At 48.2% G+C, this 14,871-nt stretch carries 12 protein-coding genes; 8 read left to right on the top strand and 4 right to left on the bottom strand.

The features are described 5' to 3' along the window. Window positions 1–11: 11 nt before the first annotated feature. The gene (locus H3L97_RS08940) at window positions 12–1,331 is read right to left on the bottom strand and encodes a murein hydrolase activator EnvC family protein (RefSeq protein WP_224446364.1); all 1,320 of its coding nucleotides are present in this window, start codon (window positions 1,329–1,331) and stop codon (window positions 12–14) included. Between the two features lie 128 nt (window positions 1,332–1,459). On the opposite strand from H3L97_RS08940, the gene H3L97_RS08935 reads away from it, so the two are divergent. Then, on the top strand, window positions 1,460–2,437 hold the full coding sequence (locus H3L97_RS08935; protein WP_097113214.1) for a PhoH family protein: 978 nt from the start codon (window positions 1,460–1,462) through the stop codon (window positions 2,435–2,437). 173 nt (window positions 2,438–2,610) lie between these two features. Here the strand turns inward: H3L97_RS08935 and H3L97_RS08930 are convergent, their stop codons facing one another. After that, on the bottom strand, window positions 2,611–4,356 hold the full coding sequence (locus H3L97_RS08930; RefSeq protein ID WP_097113213.1) for a Na/Pi cotransporter family protein: 1,746 nt from the start codon (window positions 4,354–4,356) through the stop codon (window positions 2,611–2,613). A 301-nt stretch (window positions 4,357–4,657) separates the two neighbouring features. Here H3L97_RS08930 and coaBC point away from each other — a divergent pair, with 301 nt between their 5' ends. The 3 genes from coaBC (at window position 4,658) to lnt (ending at window position 8,953) form a co-directional block, all read left to right on the top strand. Beyond that, a complete protein-coding gene (gene coaBC, locus H3L97_RS08925; protein ID WP_097113212.1) occupies window positions 4,658–5,848 on the top strand; it encodes a bifunctional phosphopantothenoylcysteine decarboxylase/phosphopantothenate--cysteine ligase CoaBC in 1,191 nt (396 codons plus the stop codon). A gap of 74 nt (window positions 5,849–5,922) precedes the next feature. After that, window positions 5,923–7,008: a bifunctional 3,4-dihydroxy-2-butanone-4-phosphate synthase/GTP cyclohydrolase II gene (ribBA, locus tag H3L97_RS08920; protein WP_097113211.1), complete on the top strand. Its 1,086-nt coding sequence runs from the start codon at window positions 5,923–5,925 to the stop codon at window positions 7,006–7,008. 73 nt (window positions 7,009–7,081) lie between these two features. After that, a complete protein-coding gene (gene lnt / locus H3L97_RS08915; RefSeq protein WP_097113210.1) occupies window positions 7,082–8,953 on the top strand; it encodes an apolipoprotein N-acyltransferase in 1,872 nt (623 codons plus the stop codon). 57 nt (window positions 8,954–9,010) lie between these two features. On the opposite strand, the gene H3L97_RS08910 is transcribed toward lnt, so the two are convergent. Together H3L97_RS08910 and H3L97_RS08905 are read right to left on the bottom strand one after the other, a co-directional pair. Then, on the bottom strand, window positions 9,011–9,490 hold the full coding sequence (locus tag H3L97_RS08910) for a type IV pilin protein (protein WP_244958347.1): 480 nt from the start codon (window positions 9,488–9,490) through the stop codon (window positions 9,011–9,013). Next, window positions 9,491–10,000: a type IV pilin protein gene (locus H3L97_RS08905; RefSeq protein ID WP_097113209.1), complete on the bottom strand. Its 510-nt coding sequence runs from the start codon at window positions 9,998–10,000 to the stop codon at window positions 9,491–9,493. A 293-nt stretch (window positions 10,001–10,293) separates the two neighbouring features. On the opposite strand from H3L97_RS08905, the gene ilvB reads away from it, so the two are divergent. From ilvB to glmM, 4 genes are all read left to right on the top strand, one after another. Beyond that, on the top strand, window positions 10,294–12,078 hold the full coding sequence (gene ilvB, locus H3L97_RS08900; RefSeq protein WP_097113286.1) for a biosynthetic-type acetolactate synthase large subunit: 1,785 nt from the start codon (window positions 10,294–10,296) through the stop codon (window positions 12,076–12,078). Then, window positions 12,078–12,569: an acetolactate synthase small subunit gene (ilvN, locus tag H3L97_RS08895; protein ID WP_097113208.1), complete on the top strand. Its 492-nt coding sequence runs from the start codon at window positions 12,078–12,080 to the stop codon at window positions 12,567–12,569. Before ilvB ends, ilvN begins: the two co-directional genes overlap by 1 nt. 87 nt (window positions 12,570–12,656) lie before the next feature. Beyond that, entirely contained in the window at window positions 12,657–12,968 is a 312-nt protein-coding gene (locus H3L97_RS08890; RefSeq protein ID WP_097113285.1) for a hypothetical protein, read from the top strand. Window positions 12,969–13,389: 421 nt separating this feature from the next. Next, window positions 13,390–14,727: a phosphoglucosamine mutase gene (gene glmM, locus H3L97_RS08885; RefSeq protein WP_097113284.1), complete on the top strand. Its 1,338-nt coding sequence runs from the start codon at window positions 13,390–13,392 to the stop codon at window positions 14,725–14,727. The last annotated feature ends 144 nt before the right edge of the window (window positions 14,728–14,871 follow it).

Below are 14,871 nucleotides of genomic sequence, written 5' to 3'. Positions count from 1 at the left end.
AGGCTGCCTGATTAGCGTACCCAAGACAGGGGGTTGATGGCACGGCTGCGATAGCGAATTTCAAAATACAAGCCTTGTTCGCCAGCCGACAATGTGCCGCTTGTGCCTATGCTTTGGCGTGCCGCCACTTGGCTGCCTGAACCCACGCTCACGCCCGATAATCCCGAATAAACAGACATATAGCCATCGCCATGGTCAATCACGACCGTGGTGCCATAGCCGCGTAAATTGGCAACATAAGCCACTTCGCCAGCCGCAATGCTTTGTACCGAGGCGGGTGTGGTGGCAATGAAAATGCCGCGCCAAGTGCCACCGCTTTCACGCGCTTGCCCAAAACGCCCCGCAATGCTGCCTGAAACAGGTTTGCGCAAAGTGCCTTGTAAACGGCTGAATCCACGCGCATTTTGCACTTCACCGCCACTGATTGCCAAATCTTCTGCCGTCAAATTGCCTTTGGGTGGACGTGCAGGCGCAGGTGCAGATGGGTTATTTTTGGTTTGGGATTTTGCCGCTTGTTGTGCTGCCAAAGCGCGTTCTTTGGCGGCTTTGGCGCGTGCTGCTGCTTCGGCTTTGCGTTTGGCGGCGCGTTGCTGGGCAATTTGCACCAAAATGGCATTTAAACGGCGTTCGTCTTCACGCAAATGGGCGATTTGGTTGTTTTGTTTGTCAATTTCAGCCGTCAATTTCAGGCTGTCTGAAACCGCAAGCTGGTGTGATTTGCCCAAGGACAAAACCTTTGCTTTGGCAGCCGCCATGAGTTTTTGCAATTTTTGCAATTCGGCTTGAATTTGTTGTTCTTGGTTTTGTAATTGGGCTTGTTGTTCTGCTAATTGTTGCAAAATTTTGTCGTTGGCGGCGTTGATGTATTTGCTGTATTGCAAATAGCGGCTTTTGTCTGCCGCGTTCGCGTTTTGCAAAAACAACACAATGGCACTGGGTTGTTGATTTTTGTAATTATTGACCAGCAAACGTGCCACTTGTGCTTTGGTGCCAGCCACTTCCGTTTGCAAACGCGACAATTCCTGTTGCAATTTTTGCAATTTTTGCCATGAAATTTTTTGCTGTTGGTGTAATTGTGCCAATTCCGCTTTGGCTTGTTGCAAGGCGATTTGGGTTTGGCTGATGACCTGTTTGGCGCGTTGATGTTGCGCTTTTTTGGCGTTGAGCGACTTTTGTGCGGCAAACAATTCCTGTTTCACATCTTTGAGTTGGGTGTCGGTTTTTTGTTCGCTGGCGGTTTCGTTTGGGGCGGCAAATTGGATTTCGGGGGCTGCCTGAACGCCACCCACCAAACACATCGCCAAAGCCATAACCGTGAATTTTGTACGCATGATTTTCGGTTCGCAAAATAAAGAAAAATTCCCGAATTATAGCGGATTTTTTGCTTGATTTTGGCGATTGGGCTATTATTTGCGTTTTTCAGGCAGCCTAAAACCCCATTTCACAACAGGAATTGACCATGACCACCGTTCACTTACAATTTGAAGACTACGACCCACTCGCCCTGCAAAGACTGTGTGGCGCGTTGGACGACAATTTGAACACCCTGTCCCGAATTTTGGACACGCAAATCAGCCGCCGATTTGACCATTTCACCTTTTCAGGCAGCCACGCCCATGCCGCCCGAAACGCACTCGTCAATTTAATGGACATTGCCGAGCAGCGCGAATTGTCAGACGAAGACATCAACCTTGCCGCCGTAGAAGCCAAAACCGCCGACAATCAACACATTGAAAAAACAGATAAAAACCACGCCTACTATTTCCACACCAAACGCGGCAGCATAGGCGGACGCACACCGCGTCAAAACGGCTACATACGCGCCTTGCTCAATCACGATATCGTGTTTGGACTCGGGCCCGCAGGCACGGGCAAAACCTATCTGGCGGTGGCGGCAGCAGTGGACGCAATGGACAAACACCAAATAGAACGCATTGTTTTGGTGCGACCCGCCGTAGAAGCAGGCGAAAAATTGGGCTTTTTACCAGGGGATTTGGCACAAAAAGTGGACCCGTATTTGCGCCCACTGTATGACGCGCTCTACGATTTGATGGGCTTTGACCGCGTTACCAAATTGATGGAAAAAGGGCTGATTGAAATCGCACCGCTCGCCTATATGCGCGGACGCACGCTCAATGGCGCGTACGTGATTTTGGACGAAGCGCAAAACACCACGCCCGAGCAAATGAAAATGTTTTTAACGCGAATTGGCTTTGGCACAAAAGCCGTGATTACAGGCGATTTGAGCCAAATTGACTTACCGCGCAACATCAAATCGGGTTTGCGCGATGCCAACGAAAAATTGCGTGATGTGGAAGGCTTGTATTTCCACACCTTTACCAGCGAAGACGTGGTGCGCCACCCACTTGTGCAAAAAATCGTGGAAGCCTACGAAGCCGCCGAAAACGAACACCCCGAATTGCATTTGGCAAAATAAAATGACATGAACTCGGGGTAAGTTACTGTCAATGTGCCAATAACCTAGCCCTCTCTCCCTGTGGGAGCGCGTTGGAGAGAGGGAGGGGCAGTAACCCTCTCCCCAGCCCTCTCCCACAGGGAGAGGGTGTAAAGTTGGGCGGATTGTTGCTCCGCCCTTTTTGATTTTTGGGTTCAATTTTGTTTGCTCATGTGCAAAATTTCCACCAAACCCAAGCCAATGCGCCGTGCGTAATTGATGTCGTTCATCAGCGATGAAATTTGCCAACTGTCCAATTCATTTTTGCGTAATTTGACCAAGGCACGTTGGCGATGTGATTCCAAATTCTCGGTATCATCATGAATTTGCTGAATATGTTGCTGCCATTCGCTTGAATCTGCTGCCACTTGGCTGGCGCAATGAAAATGCCGCAACATGGCAAAAACCTGTTCGCGCAAATGGCGGTAATCTTGGCAAATGCTGGTGTGGCAATCGCTCAAATAATGCTGCATGTTTTTTTGTAAATGCTTGCTTTCTTTTACAATTTCTACAATTTGAAAGGCAATCATGTGGGCGTTGGTCAGTTTTTCAGCCTGCTCGCTTTGATTTTGTACGTCCATTTTGCTGGTAAAATCCAAAATTTCGCTGTATAAGGGTTTGATTTGCCATTCATAAAATGTTTGGACGTTGCTTTCAAATGGCGGTGTGGGTTCAGGCAGGCTGCCTGAATGGTCATGTAATTGCTGGCTTGGCACGAAAATGGCATGGCAAATCACTTCCAAGCTCACTTGGCTTAAATGTTGAATTTCTTGGGAAACGGCGCGCATGGCGGTGTCGCCCAATGCCAACATGTTTTTGTTTAAATACAAAGATTTGACGGCATTGCTGTCGTTGGGTAAAAGTTTGGCGGATTTTTTTTCAGGCAGCCAAATGGATAATTTTTCTGCCAGCCAAGTTTGCGGTTGCCAAAAAATCGCCACGCCCAAAGCGTTGAACAAAGTGTGAAACAGAGCCAGTTGCAACAAAGGCGACCATTGCAACCACAGCCCCATTTTGGCAACCAAATGCGTGAGCGGCACCCACAAAATCAACGACAATAAAGTGGTAACGCTGTTGAACAGCAAATGTGCCAATGCCAAACGTTGTCCATTGCGTTCGCTGCCGAGCATGCCCACCAAAGCGGTGGTGGCACTGCTGCCCAAATTGGAACCGATGGCAATGGCAAAACCTTGTGCCATGCTGATTTGTCCGTTTGCCAATGCCGCCAAAGTCAAAATCAAGGTGGCGTGCGATGATTGCAACACGCAAGTCAGCACGAAACCAATCAGGCTAAACAGCAAAATTTCGCCTACGCCACCCATTTTCAGGCTGGCAAAATCCACTTGTCCGCCAAAGGCTTGAAAGCCGTTTTTGATGGCGTCAATGCCCATAAAAATCAAGGCAATGCCGATGAGTACGCGCCCAATGGCTTTGGCGGTGGGGTTGAAAAAGCCAATCACAATGCCCAACACAAACATCGGCACGGCGGCTGGCGACAAACTGACGCTCTGCCCAGCCAATGCCAAAAACCAAATGCCGCTTGTCGCGCCCAAATTCGTGCCGAAAATGACCGCCAAACCGCCTGCCAGCGTAATCATGCCCGTGCTTAAAAAGGCGATGGTCAGCAGCGACATTAAGGTGCTGGATTGCAAGACAAATGTTGCGCCTATGCCAAACAGCAAACCTTTAACGGGCGTGGCGGTGCAGCGCGACATCATGCGTTCCAGCGTGCCACCTGCGGCGTTGTGCAAGCCTTCTTCAATGCATTGCATGCCAAACAGAAACAATGCCAAACCATAGCACAGTTGCAACCACGCATGGCTTTGCCAAAATGAAAATGCCAACGCCAACAAAACAAGCATTGGCAGGAGCTGTTTAATCGGTTTTGATTGGGTAAACATGATGATTTTGTTTGTAAATGACAATGGGGGGTAATTGTAAAAGCAAAAAGGCTGCCTGAAAACCTTAATTCATGATTTATGGGCAATGTGAATGCTTTTACGCGAGCGATTTGGGCAGGGCTTTATCATTTGGCGAAAACGGTTTATGCTTATCCTGTTGCAGGCTTTCAGAGGGTGTTTTGACGCACATGGGGTTTGACCTTTTTCTCTGTTGTCTGCAACTTTTTTATCAATTTATTGAATTTTGGACAGCAATGCGCGTAGGTGGAAAGTCATCAATCCAAAAAACACAGGGAAGATTATGCAAAAACACATTTTATTGGCAATCACAGGTGGCATAGCCGCCTACAAATCATGCGAATTGGTACGCTTGCTCAAAAAACAAGGACACCACATCACGGTTGCCATGTCGCAAGCCGCCACCGAATTTGTTGCGCCACAAACGTTTCAAGCATTAAGCGGCAATCCCGTTTTGACCGAACAAGGCGGTGCAGGCAACGGCATGGCGCACATCAACGCCACACGCGCTGCCGACATCATGCTCATTGCCCCAGCCACCGCCAACACGCTGGCAAAAATTGCACACGGCATTGCCGACAATTTGATTACCGAAATGGTGGCAGCGCGGAATTGTCCGCTCGTGGTTGCGCCTGCCATGAATGTGGAAATGTGGCACAATCCAGCCAATTTACGCAACATCAAACAGTTGGCTCAAGACGGTGTGCATGTTTTACAGCCAGCCGCAGGCGAACAAGCCTGTGGCGAAACAGGCGTAGGGCGCATGCAAGAACCCAGCGACATTGCCGAATTGTTGCCCGATTTTTGGCTTGATAAACCCTTGTTGGGAAAGAAAGTTGTGCTGACCGTGGGCGCAAGCTACGAAGCGATAGACCCCGTGCGCGGCATCACCAATATTTCAAGCGGGCAAATGGGCGTGGCATTGGCGCGCGCGTGTCGTCAAGCAGGGGCGCAAGTGGACGTGATTTACGCCAATTTGCAAGTGCCTTTGCCCAAAGGCATGGCATACACCGAACAAGCCCAAAGCGCACAAGCCATGTATGACGCGGTGTTCAGAAGATTGGATTTGGGGGCAGATGTGTTTATTGGCGTGGCGGCGGTGGCGGATTATCGCGTGAAAAATCGCGCCACACAAAAGTTGAAAAAAGACGGTTCAGGCAGCCCTCCCGTGATTGAATTGACCGAAAATCCCGATATTTTGCAAGCCGTAGCCCAAAGGGAAAATGCCCCATTTTGTGTGGGTTTTGCCGCAGAAAGCGAAAACGTGTTGGCATACGCGCGCGCCAAACGTGCCAAAAAAGGCGTACCGCTTTTGGTGGCAAACGATGTTTCGGTGGCAATGGGTCAATCCAGTAATCAAATCATCATGTTAGATGATGAACAAGAAACCGCGCTGCCTGAAATGAGCAAAGACGCAGCCGCACAAGCGATTGTGTCGCGTTTGGCGACATTGTTGGCGCGGTCGTCAGATTGATGGCTTGATTTGACGAACTTTCAGGCAGCCTGATTTTCGCGTACAATATCGCCCAAAATTCAAAAGGAATCATCATGCCACACATCTCCCCCATCACCGACATCATCGCCGACATCAAAGCGGGCAAAATGGTCATCATCACCGATGCCGAAGACCGCGAAAATGAAGGCGATATTGTTATGGCAGCCCAATTTGTTACGCCCGAAGCCATCAATTTCATGATTAAACACGCGCGTGGCTTGGTGTGTTTGCCTATGGAAAACAAACTCATAGACAAACTCGGCTTGCCCATGATGACGCAAAAAAACGGCGCACAATACGGCACCAATTTTACCGTGTCCATTGAAGCTGCACACGGCATTTCCACAGGCATTTCTGCTGCCGACCGCGCCCACACCATTCAAACGGCTGTATCGCAAAACGTGCAGCCTGACGATATTGTGCAACCAGGGCACATTTTCCCACTTCGCGCCCAACAAGGCGGTGTGCTGGTTCGCGCAGGACATACCGAAGCGGCGGTGGATTTGGCGCAAATGGCAGGTTTGTCGGGCGCAGGCGTGATTTGCGAAATTTTGAATGATGATGGCACAATGGCGCGCATGCCCGAATTGATGCAATTTGCCGCCCAACACGGCTTGAAAATTGGCACGATTGCCGATTTGATTGAATACCGCAGCCGCACCGAAAACCTGTTGGAAGAAATGGGCGATACCACCGTGCAAACCCCTTGGGGCGAATTTCAACAACACGTTTATGTGGACAAATTGAATGGCGACACGCATTTGGCTCTGGTTAAAGGCAATCCCGAAACCGCCAGCGAAACTTTGGTGCGCGTGCATGAACCGTTTAGCGCATTGGATTTCATTCAATTTGACCCCAACCACAGTTGGCATTTGCCCGATGCTTTGGCGCGGATTCAGGCAGCCGAATGTGGCGTGATTATTTTGCTGCACCGCACCGAAGATGGCGCGGCTTTGCTGGAACGCACCTTACCCAAAAACCAATTTCAAATCAAAAAATGGGACAAAAAAACCTATGGCATAGGCGCACAAATTTTGGCTGGCTTAAAAGTGAGCAAAATGCGCGTGTTGGGCAAGCCCTCTAATATGAATGGCTTAACGGGCTTTGGTTTGGAAATTGTGGGATTTGAAGAAAATTGATTCGCACAAATGGTTTCAGGCAGCCTGAAAACGCGCTGCCTGAAACTTCATTTTAAAAATTCATAAGAAAAATATGCTTTTATCATTGGACAAACATTGGCAAAAACCCTTGCCCTATTTTTTAACGCTCAGCACTTTGGCGGTGGCAACGCCATTGGCATTTGCGCCTTATTACTATTTTTGGCTCATGCCTTTTTTGTTTGGCGGTTTGATTGTTTTAACAGAAATCAAACCCCATAGGCGCATTTCATCGGCATATTGGTTTGGTTTGGTGGGCTATACCACACAATTTTGGTGGATACACACCGCTTTGCACGATGTATCGGGTTTGCCCAATCAATATGCCATTCCTTTGACTTTTTTGCTGCCTGCATTTTTGGCGTTGTTTCCTGCTATTGCGTTTTGGCTGTATGGCAAAAATCATCTGCCGCGACCTTTGGCGGTGGGCGTGTTGCTGCCTGCGTTGTGGACGCTGACCGAATTTGCCCGTGAGCGCGTGTTCACAGGATTTGGTTGGGGCGCATTGGGTTACAGCCAAATTGCCGATTACAGCCCATTGGCGGCATTTGCCCCCATTGGTGGCATACATTTGGTTACGTTTGCCACAGCCGTGTTCAGTTGTTGGCTGGTGTTGGTGATTCGCAATCGTTCATTGATTCAGCGTGTGATTTTTGCCATGCTGATGTGTTTTTTGTGGGACAAAGCCGCCGATTGGCGCGCCATCAACTACACCGAAAAAGAAAGCAACCAGCCTGTAAGCGTGGCATTGTTGCAGGGCAATATTCCGCAAAGTTTGAAGTTTCAAGAAGAAAATTTGTTGCCCACTTATCAACGCTATTTTGACCAGTTGTCGTCCACCAAAGCGCAAATTGTGGTGCTGCCTGAAACCGCCTTTCCCCAATTTTTGCAACACACCGACAAGGCAATCGTGGCGCGATTTGCCGAACAAGCCAAGAAAAATGGCAACGCCTTGGCAGTGGGCATACCCGCTTTCACGGCAGATGGCAAAGGCTATTTGAATGCCATGATAAACCTGACCAATTTCAACCCCGAGCAGCCTGAAACCATGCAGGTTTACGCCAAAAATCACTTGGTGCCATTTGGCGAATTTAAGCCCCTTGCCCAATTAACCGAGCCTTTGTACGAAAAAATGAACCTGCCTTTAACGGATTTCAAACGTGGCGGTTTGGGGCAAGAGCCTTTTAATATGAATGGCTTACAAGTTGCATTCAACATTTGCTATGAAGATGGATTTGGCGATGAATTGATTGATTCTGCCAAAAAATCATCATTGCTTGCCAATGCCAGCAATATGGCGTGGTATGGCAAATCCAACGCGATGTGGCAGCAATTACAACAATCGCAAGCGCGCGCTTTGGAATTGGGGCGTTACATGATACGCGCCACCAACACAGGCGCAAGTGCCATCATTTCCCCACAAGGGCGTGTGTTGAAATTCAGCCAGCCCAATGTCGCCACCGTGTTGGAGGGCGAAGTGTATGGCATGTATGGGCAAACCCCTTATATGCGTTTGGGGCATTCGTGGGTGGTCATTTATTCATTGTTGTTTTTGGCGGTGATTTTGTTCTGCTACCCAGCCAAAACTTTGGCAAAATGGGGTGCAAAACACAAACGCAAAGCCAGCACGTCTCCCGTTGTGCAGCCTGAAAATGCCGCCGTGCCAGTTGCCCAGCAAGCCGTTCAGCAGCCTGCGCCAATGCCAGCCAGCGAGCCGATTGTCGTTCCCAATGCTGCCGAAAGCAAGCAGCGTTTGCACGATGTGATTGAAGCCGATAAAGAAATTTTGGCAAACAGCCATACTGAAACCAGCGAATCGCCCGAATCGCCACCGTTGGACAAAGCCACACCGCCACAGCAGGCAGGCAAAAACCCAACACGCAAACGCAATAACAAGCGCAAAAAAGGCGGCAAAAAACGCCGTTGAATCCCAGCAAAAAAGCAGCCTGAAAATCATTTTTCAGGCTGCTTTAAAATATCGGTTTTAATTGATAATGCGACAATTCGTATCGCTGCGTCCCGTGTTTTTGAAAACCGCATCGCGCGTATCGCAAGATGATTCGCTGTTTTCACAAATCATCAACATGTGGTCTTGGTTAATGCTCAATACGCGCGGCTCGTGGTTTTTGTTGAATGCCACCGCTTTGATGGTGAATTTGTCATCGTTGGCACCACGCGCATTGCCTTGCATTTTAATGCAAAAATGCGATGTGGCATTGAGCGACAAATCCGCCCAAGTGGTGCTGTTTTTCTTGTAAGAATGATGTTTATTGCGGTGTTGTTCCAGATTTTGGGCATTGATGATTAAGGCGCGTTGTGCGTCATTCAGTCGCCCATTTTTCACATAATTGACGTAGCTGGGATAAGCAATGGCGGTTAAAACCGCCAAAATGCCCATTACCACCAGCATTTGTGCCAGCGTAAAACCGCGTTGTGAGAGAGGGGTTTTCATGGCTGATGACATTTACATGATGCTGCAACCATCGCCTGCATTTGGGCTAGAGGCGGCGTTTAAGGCAGCCTCAAAACCTGCTTTTGTGCATTTGACAAAGCCAGAACCATTTGAATAATAAAGTAAATAAACTTGTTTGTTGGTTTTGGTGTTTTCTGAAAACTTGGCTTCATTATTGGGTTCGCTGGCAATGATGTAACTGTTGCCGCCACCACCGTTAAATTTATCGGGTTTGATAGAGATCTTATAGGTGTCTGCTGCTGTACTGGCAACAGGGGTAGGCATGGCAGAGCATGTACCATCTGTTTCTGTCTTGCCACACATGGTGCGATTTTTGGTGTAAAACTCTTCCATCATCTTGATATTGTCCATCATTTCGCCACGCGCGGACTCAATATGGCTGCGGATAATGAAGTTTTGATATGTGGGGTAGGCAATGGCTGCCAAAATCGCCACAATGCCAATCACAATCATCAATTCAATTAAAGTGAAGCCAGATTGTTGGGTTTTGTTTTTCAACATGATGTCGTCCTAGTTTAAATTTTTTATAAAAAAGCAATTTCTGTACCAAAATGCGCCATTTTCGCGCCATGCCAACATAATTTAACAAAAGGCTTGCATTGGCAAACGCTTTGCGCTATCTTTACCGTTTCTTTTCACAAACCCAACATTAAAGCTGCCTGAAAAACATTTGGCTGTTGTCGTGTCTGCACGGTGCGCGTACCCTAAATCGCTGCCCGTTCAGCCAGCATTATCGGTGCATGGGCAAGACGTTTGTTTTTCAATCGGTTTTTTGTTATTTAAAAGAGGTTGTCATGCAAATTTCAGGCGCACAAATTCTTGTGCAAAGTCTTAAAGCGGAAAATGTGGAATACGTTTTCGGCTATCCTGGTGGCGCGGTATTGGAAATTTACGATGCCATTTTTCAATTACACAAATTTGAACACATTCTCACACGCCATGAACAGGCTGCCGTTCACGCTGCCGATGCTTATGCGCGGGCAAGCGGCAAAGTGGGTGTGGCTTTGGTAACATCGGGACCTGGTGCAACCAATGCCATTACGGGCATTGCCACCGCCTACACCGACAGCGTGCCTATTGTGGTGATTTCAGGGCAAGTGGCTTCGCCTGCCATTGGTTCGGACGCGTTTCAAGAAATTGACATGATTGGCATTTCGCGCCCATGTGTGAAACACAATTTCTTGGTAACGGAAATTGAAGAACTTGCCCCCACAATCAAAAAAGCCTTTCAAATTGCCAAAACGGGTCGCCCCGGCCCTGTGGTGGTGGACGTGGCAAAAGACGTTACCCAAGCACACGCCAAATTCAGCTATCCACAAGAAGACATTTTCATTCGCTCGTATCAGCCTGTGGTCAATGGGCATATTGGGCAAATCAAAAAAGCCTTGCAAATGCTGGCGGCGGCAAAACGCCCCTTGCTGTATTTTGGCGGTGGGGTGGTGTTGGGCAATGCCAGTCAGGTATTGACGGAATTTGTCAGAACTTTGGGTATTCCTTGTACAGGCACGCTGATGGGCTTGGGGGCGTATCCTTCGCGCGACCGTCAATTTTTGGGTATGTTGGGTATGCACGGCACTTATGAAGCCAATCTTGCCATGCAAAATGCCGATGTGGTGCTGGCAGTAGGCGCACGTTTTGACGACCGTGTGGTATCGGTACCTGCCAAATTTGCTGAAAATCCGAAAAAAATCATTCACATTGACATTGACCCATCCAGCATTGCCAAGCGCGTGAAGGTGGACGTGCCGATTGTGGGCGATGTGGGCAATGTTTTAACGGAAATGCTGGGTTTGTGGCAAAAACAGGAATTGATGTTCAACCCCACTTCTTTGGATAAATGGTGGAAAACCATTGAAAATTGGCGCAGCCGCGATTGTTTAAGGCTGCCTGAAACGGAACACAGCGAATTGATTTTGCCACAATATGTGGTACAAAAATTGGCGGAAATTACCCATTATGACGCGATTGTTACCTCTGATGTGGGTCAGCACCAAATGTTTGCCGCGCAATATTATCCCTTTGAACGACCACGCCAATGGCTCAATTCGGGTGGCTTGGGCACGATGGGTGTGGGTTTGCCCTATGCCATGGGTGCGTATCTTGCCGAGCCGAGCAAAGATGTGTGCTGCATTACGGGCGAAGGCTCAATTCAAATGAACATTCAGGAATTGAGTACCTGCTATCAGTATAAATTGCCGATTAAAATCATCTGCTTAAATAATGGCTATTTGGGTATGGTGCGCCAATGGCAGGAGCTGTATTACAGCAATCGTGAATCGGAAACCTATTTTGATTCGCTGCCTGATTTTGTGAAATTGGCGGAAGCCTACGGTCATGTGGGCATGCGGATTGAGAAAAAATCCGATGTGGAAGGCGCATTGCGCGAAGCCTTGGCGATGAAAGACCGTTTGGTGTTCATGGATTTCATTACCGACCGCAAGCAAAATGTTTACCCTATGGTGGGCAATGGCAAGGGTTTGAGTGAAATGGTGTTGCCGCCACATATGCGTGAAAGCAAAGCCGATTCCGATGTGAATGATGTGAATGACCGCGATTACGATACAAGGAGTGTGCCATAATGCGACACATTTTATCTATTTTGATGGAAAACAAATCAGGGGCGATGAGTCGCGTGGTGGGTTTGTTTTCGGCGCGTGATTACAATATTGACAGCCTTTCGGTTGCGCCCACCGAAGACCCCACTTTGTCGCGCATGACCATTGTTACGCGCGGCGACAGCAGCGTGATTGAGCAAATTACCAAACAACTGAACAAGTTGATTGAAGTTGTGAAAGTGGTGGATTTGAACGAAAGCCGCTATGTGGAACGCGAGTTGATGTTGGTTAAAGTTCGCGCGGTGGGCAAAGACCGTGATGAAATTTTGCGTTTGTGCGACATTTATCGCGGGCAAGTGATTGATGTGAGCGACAAAAGCTACACCATTGAAGTAACTGGCACCAGCGAAAAATTGGACAGCTTTTTGGAAAACATCAACAACAGCCTGATTTTGGAAACCGTGCGCACGGGTGCGGCTGGCATTGGTCGCGGCGAACGCATTTTGCGTATTTAAATAGTGGGTTGTGGTTTTCAGGCTGCCTGAATGAAAATGGGATTCAGGCAGCCTGAAACTTTATTTGTTTTCATCAACGGAACAATCATGCAAAAAATTTATCAAAATGCGCGTTTAACGGGCATACGCCACATTCACACCGAAGACAAGCTGGTGTTGAGTTTTGACAATGCGCCCGAACGCGAATTCACCAGTGTGGTGGATTTTGTCATGCACGGCTTTTATCCACACAATATTTTATTTGATTTGTATGAATACGATTTAAGCACGCTGCCACCGCGCATTGCGGCAGAATTTCCCAATTTATCGTATTACATGCACAGTGGCGATAATTGGCAAATTTTCTATTTGTCGCCGCAAGCGGGCTTGGGTGGCGTGATTGTGTGCGCGACTTTGTGAGTTTCAGGCAGCCTGAAAAAAATACACGATAAAAAATGGTTTTGCCTTCGGCGACTTACTTTTTAAAAAAGTAAGCCAAACACATGAACGCTGAACGGTTTGCGGTACAAAAAACATTTCAGGCAGCCTGAAAAGGTTAAACCATTGAATAAAATGTAATTAACCCTTGTTTTTTGGTTTATTTGGCTTACTTTCTTAAAAAGTACACCTAGCGGTGGGCAACAGTCGCCTGCACGGCGATAGAGCGTCAATCCTAAATATGCCCCTATTGCATTTTTTCGTGTACCGAAAGGCAGTCTGAAAAATAGTGCCTATTATCTAGCTGCAAATATCGGTAAAAATCCGCGTGTTTCGTGGTAAAGAAAGCGCAATTTCTTTACAATACAGCTATCTTTCAATCAATCAGCAAGTGGTTCAAATCATGGCAAGAAAATATTTCGGTACAGACGGTGTTCGCGGTCAAGTTGGACAATTTCCCATTACCCCCGATTTTGTGATGAAATTGGGTTGCGCTTTCGGTAACGCATTGATTAAACACGATACCGACCACAAACCCACCGTCATCATCGGCAAAGACACGCGTATTTCAGGCTATATGCTAGAAACGGCATTGGTGGCAGGCTTAACGGCGGCTGGTGTGAATGTGATTCAAACAGGTCCTTTGCCCACACCTGCCATTGCTTATTTGACACGCGCTTTTCGCTTGGCTGGCGGTGTGATGATTTCCGCATCGCACAATGAATTTTCCGATAATGGCATCAAATTCTTTGCCGAAGGCGGCGTGAAATTGACCGATGAATTGGAATTGGCCATTGAAGCCGAATTGGATAAAACCATGATAACGCGCCCATCTATTGAATTGGGACGCGCCAAACGCATTGAAGGCGCACAAGACCGCTACATTGAATTTTGCAAATCCACATTCCCCAACCATTTGAATTTGCACGGTTTAAAATTGGTGGTGGACACCGCAAATGGCGCAGGCTATGCCACCACACCCAAAGTGTTTCACGAATTGGGCGCGGAAGTGATTGAAATTGGCAACCAACCCAATGGCTACAACATCAACGACAAAGTGGGCGCAACTTACCCCAAAACTTTACAGGCAGCCGTGTTGAACCACGATGCCGATTACGGCATTGCCATTGATGGCGATGGCGACCGCCTGATTATGGTGGACAAACAAGGCGTGGTGTATGACGGCGACAAGCTGATTTATGTGATTGCCAAAGCGCGTGCCGCCAAAGGCATCATGCAAGGTGGCGTGGTTGGCACGGTGATGAGCAATCTGGCAATGGAAAAAGCCCTGAATGCGCGTGGTGTGGCATTTGCCCGCGCCAAAGTGGGCGACCGCTATGTGTTGGAACAATTACATGAACACAACTGGCTGATTGGTGGCGAATCGTCTGGACACATTTTGTGCATGGACAAACACAATACAGGCGATGGCACGATTTCTGCCTTGCAGGTGTTGGCGGCATTGTGCGATTTGAAACAGGATTTGGCGAGTGCAGTGGATTGGCAGCCTTATCCACAAACCATGATTAACGTGCGCATGCCCAATAAGGATTTGGATTGGCAAGGCGTGTCTGCGGCGGCATTGGCGGAAGTGGAAGCCGAATTGGGCGAACGCGGTCGCGTGGTTTTACGCGCATCGGGTACTGAACCTGTGGTGCGCGTGATGGTGGAAGCCGATGACGCGGCTTTGGCAGAACGTTGCGCCAAACACATTGCGGCAGCAATTCAATCGGCAGCGTGATTGGGTTTCAGGCTGCTTTTCAGTACACGATATTGCACCAAGCAAAATAAACAAAAAAACAAGGGTTATTGCCATTTTATTCAAGGGCTTAATCTTTTCAGGCAGCCTGAAATGTTTTTTTGAAACACAAACCGTTCAGTAATG

Origin of the sequence: Alysiella filiformis, assembly GCF_014054525.1 — a bacterium.
Taxonomy (GTDB): domain Bacteria; phylum Pseudomonadota; class Gammaproteobacteria; order Burkholderiales; family Neisseriaceae; genus Simonsiella; species Simonsiella filiformis.
Note: the sequence above shows the minus strand (reverse complement) of the source record. Positions and strands in the feature narration are given on the sequence as shown.

Excerpts from the sequence above, each read along its gene's own strand:
- H3L97_RS08940 (WP_224446364.1), bottom strand. The coding sequence starts at position 1,331 with ATGCGTACAAAATTCACGGTTATGGCTTTGGCGATGTGTTTGGTGGGT.
- H3L97_RS08935 (WP_097113214.1), top strand. The coding sequence starts at position 1,460 with ATGACCACCGTTCACTTACAATTTGAAGACTACGACCCACTCGCCCTG.
- H3L97_RS08930 (WP_097113213.1), bottom strand. The coding sequence starts at position 4,356 with ATGTTTACCCAATCAAAACCGATTAAACAGCTCCTGCCAATGCTTGTT.
- coaBC (WP_097113212.1), top strand. The coding sequence starts at position 4,658 with ATGCAAAAACACATTTTATTGGCAATCACAGGTGGCATAGCCGCCTAC.
- ribBA (WP_097113211.1), top strand. The coding sequence starts at position 5,923 with ATGCCACACATCTCCCCCATCACCGACATCATCGCCGACATCAAAGCG.
- lnt (WP_097113210.1), top strand. The coding sequence starts at position 7,082 with ATGCTTTTATCATTGGACAAACATTGGCAAAAACCCTTGCCCTATTTT.
- H3L97_RS08910 (WP_244958347.1), bottom strand. The coding sequence starts at position 9,490 with ATGTCATCAGCCATGAAAACCCCTCTCTCACAACGCGGTTTTACGCTG.
- H3L97_RS08905 (WP_097113209.1), bottom strand. The coding sequence starts at position 10,000 with ATGTTGAAAAACAAAACCCAACAATCTGGCTTCACTTTAATTGAATTG.
- ilvB (WP_097113286.1), top strand. The coding sequence starts at position 10,294 with ATGCAAATTTCAGGCGCACAAATTCTTGTGCAAAGTCTTAAAGCGGAA.
- ilvN (WP_097113208.1), top strand. The coding sequence starts at position 12,078 with ATGCGACACATTTTATCTATTTTGATGGAAAACAAATCAGGGGCGATG.
- H3L97_RS08890 (WP_097113285.1), top strand. The coding sequence starts at position 12,657 with ATGCAAAAAATTTATCAAAATGCGCGTTTAACGGGCATACGCCACATT.
- glmM (WP_097113284.1), top strand. The coding sequence starts at position 13,390 with ATGGCAAGAAAATATTTCGGTACAGACGGTGTTCGCGGTCAAGTTGGA.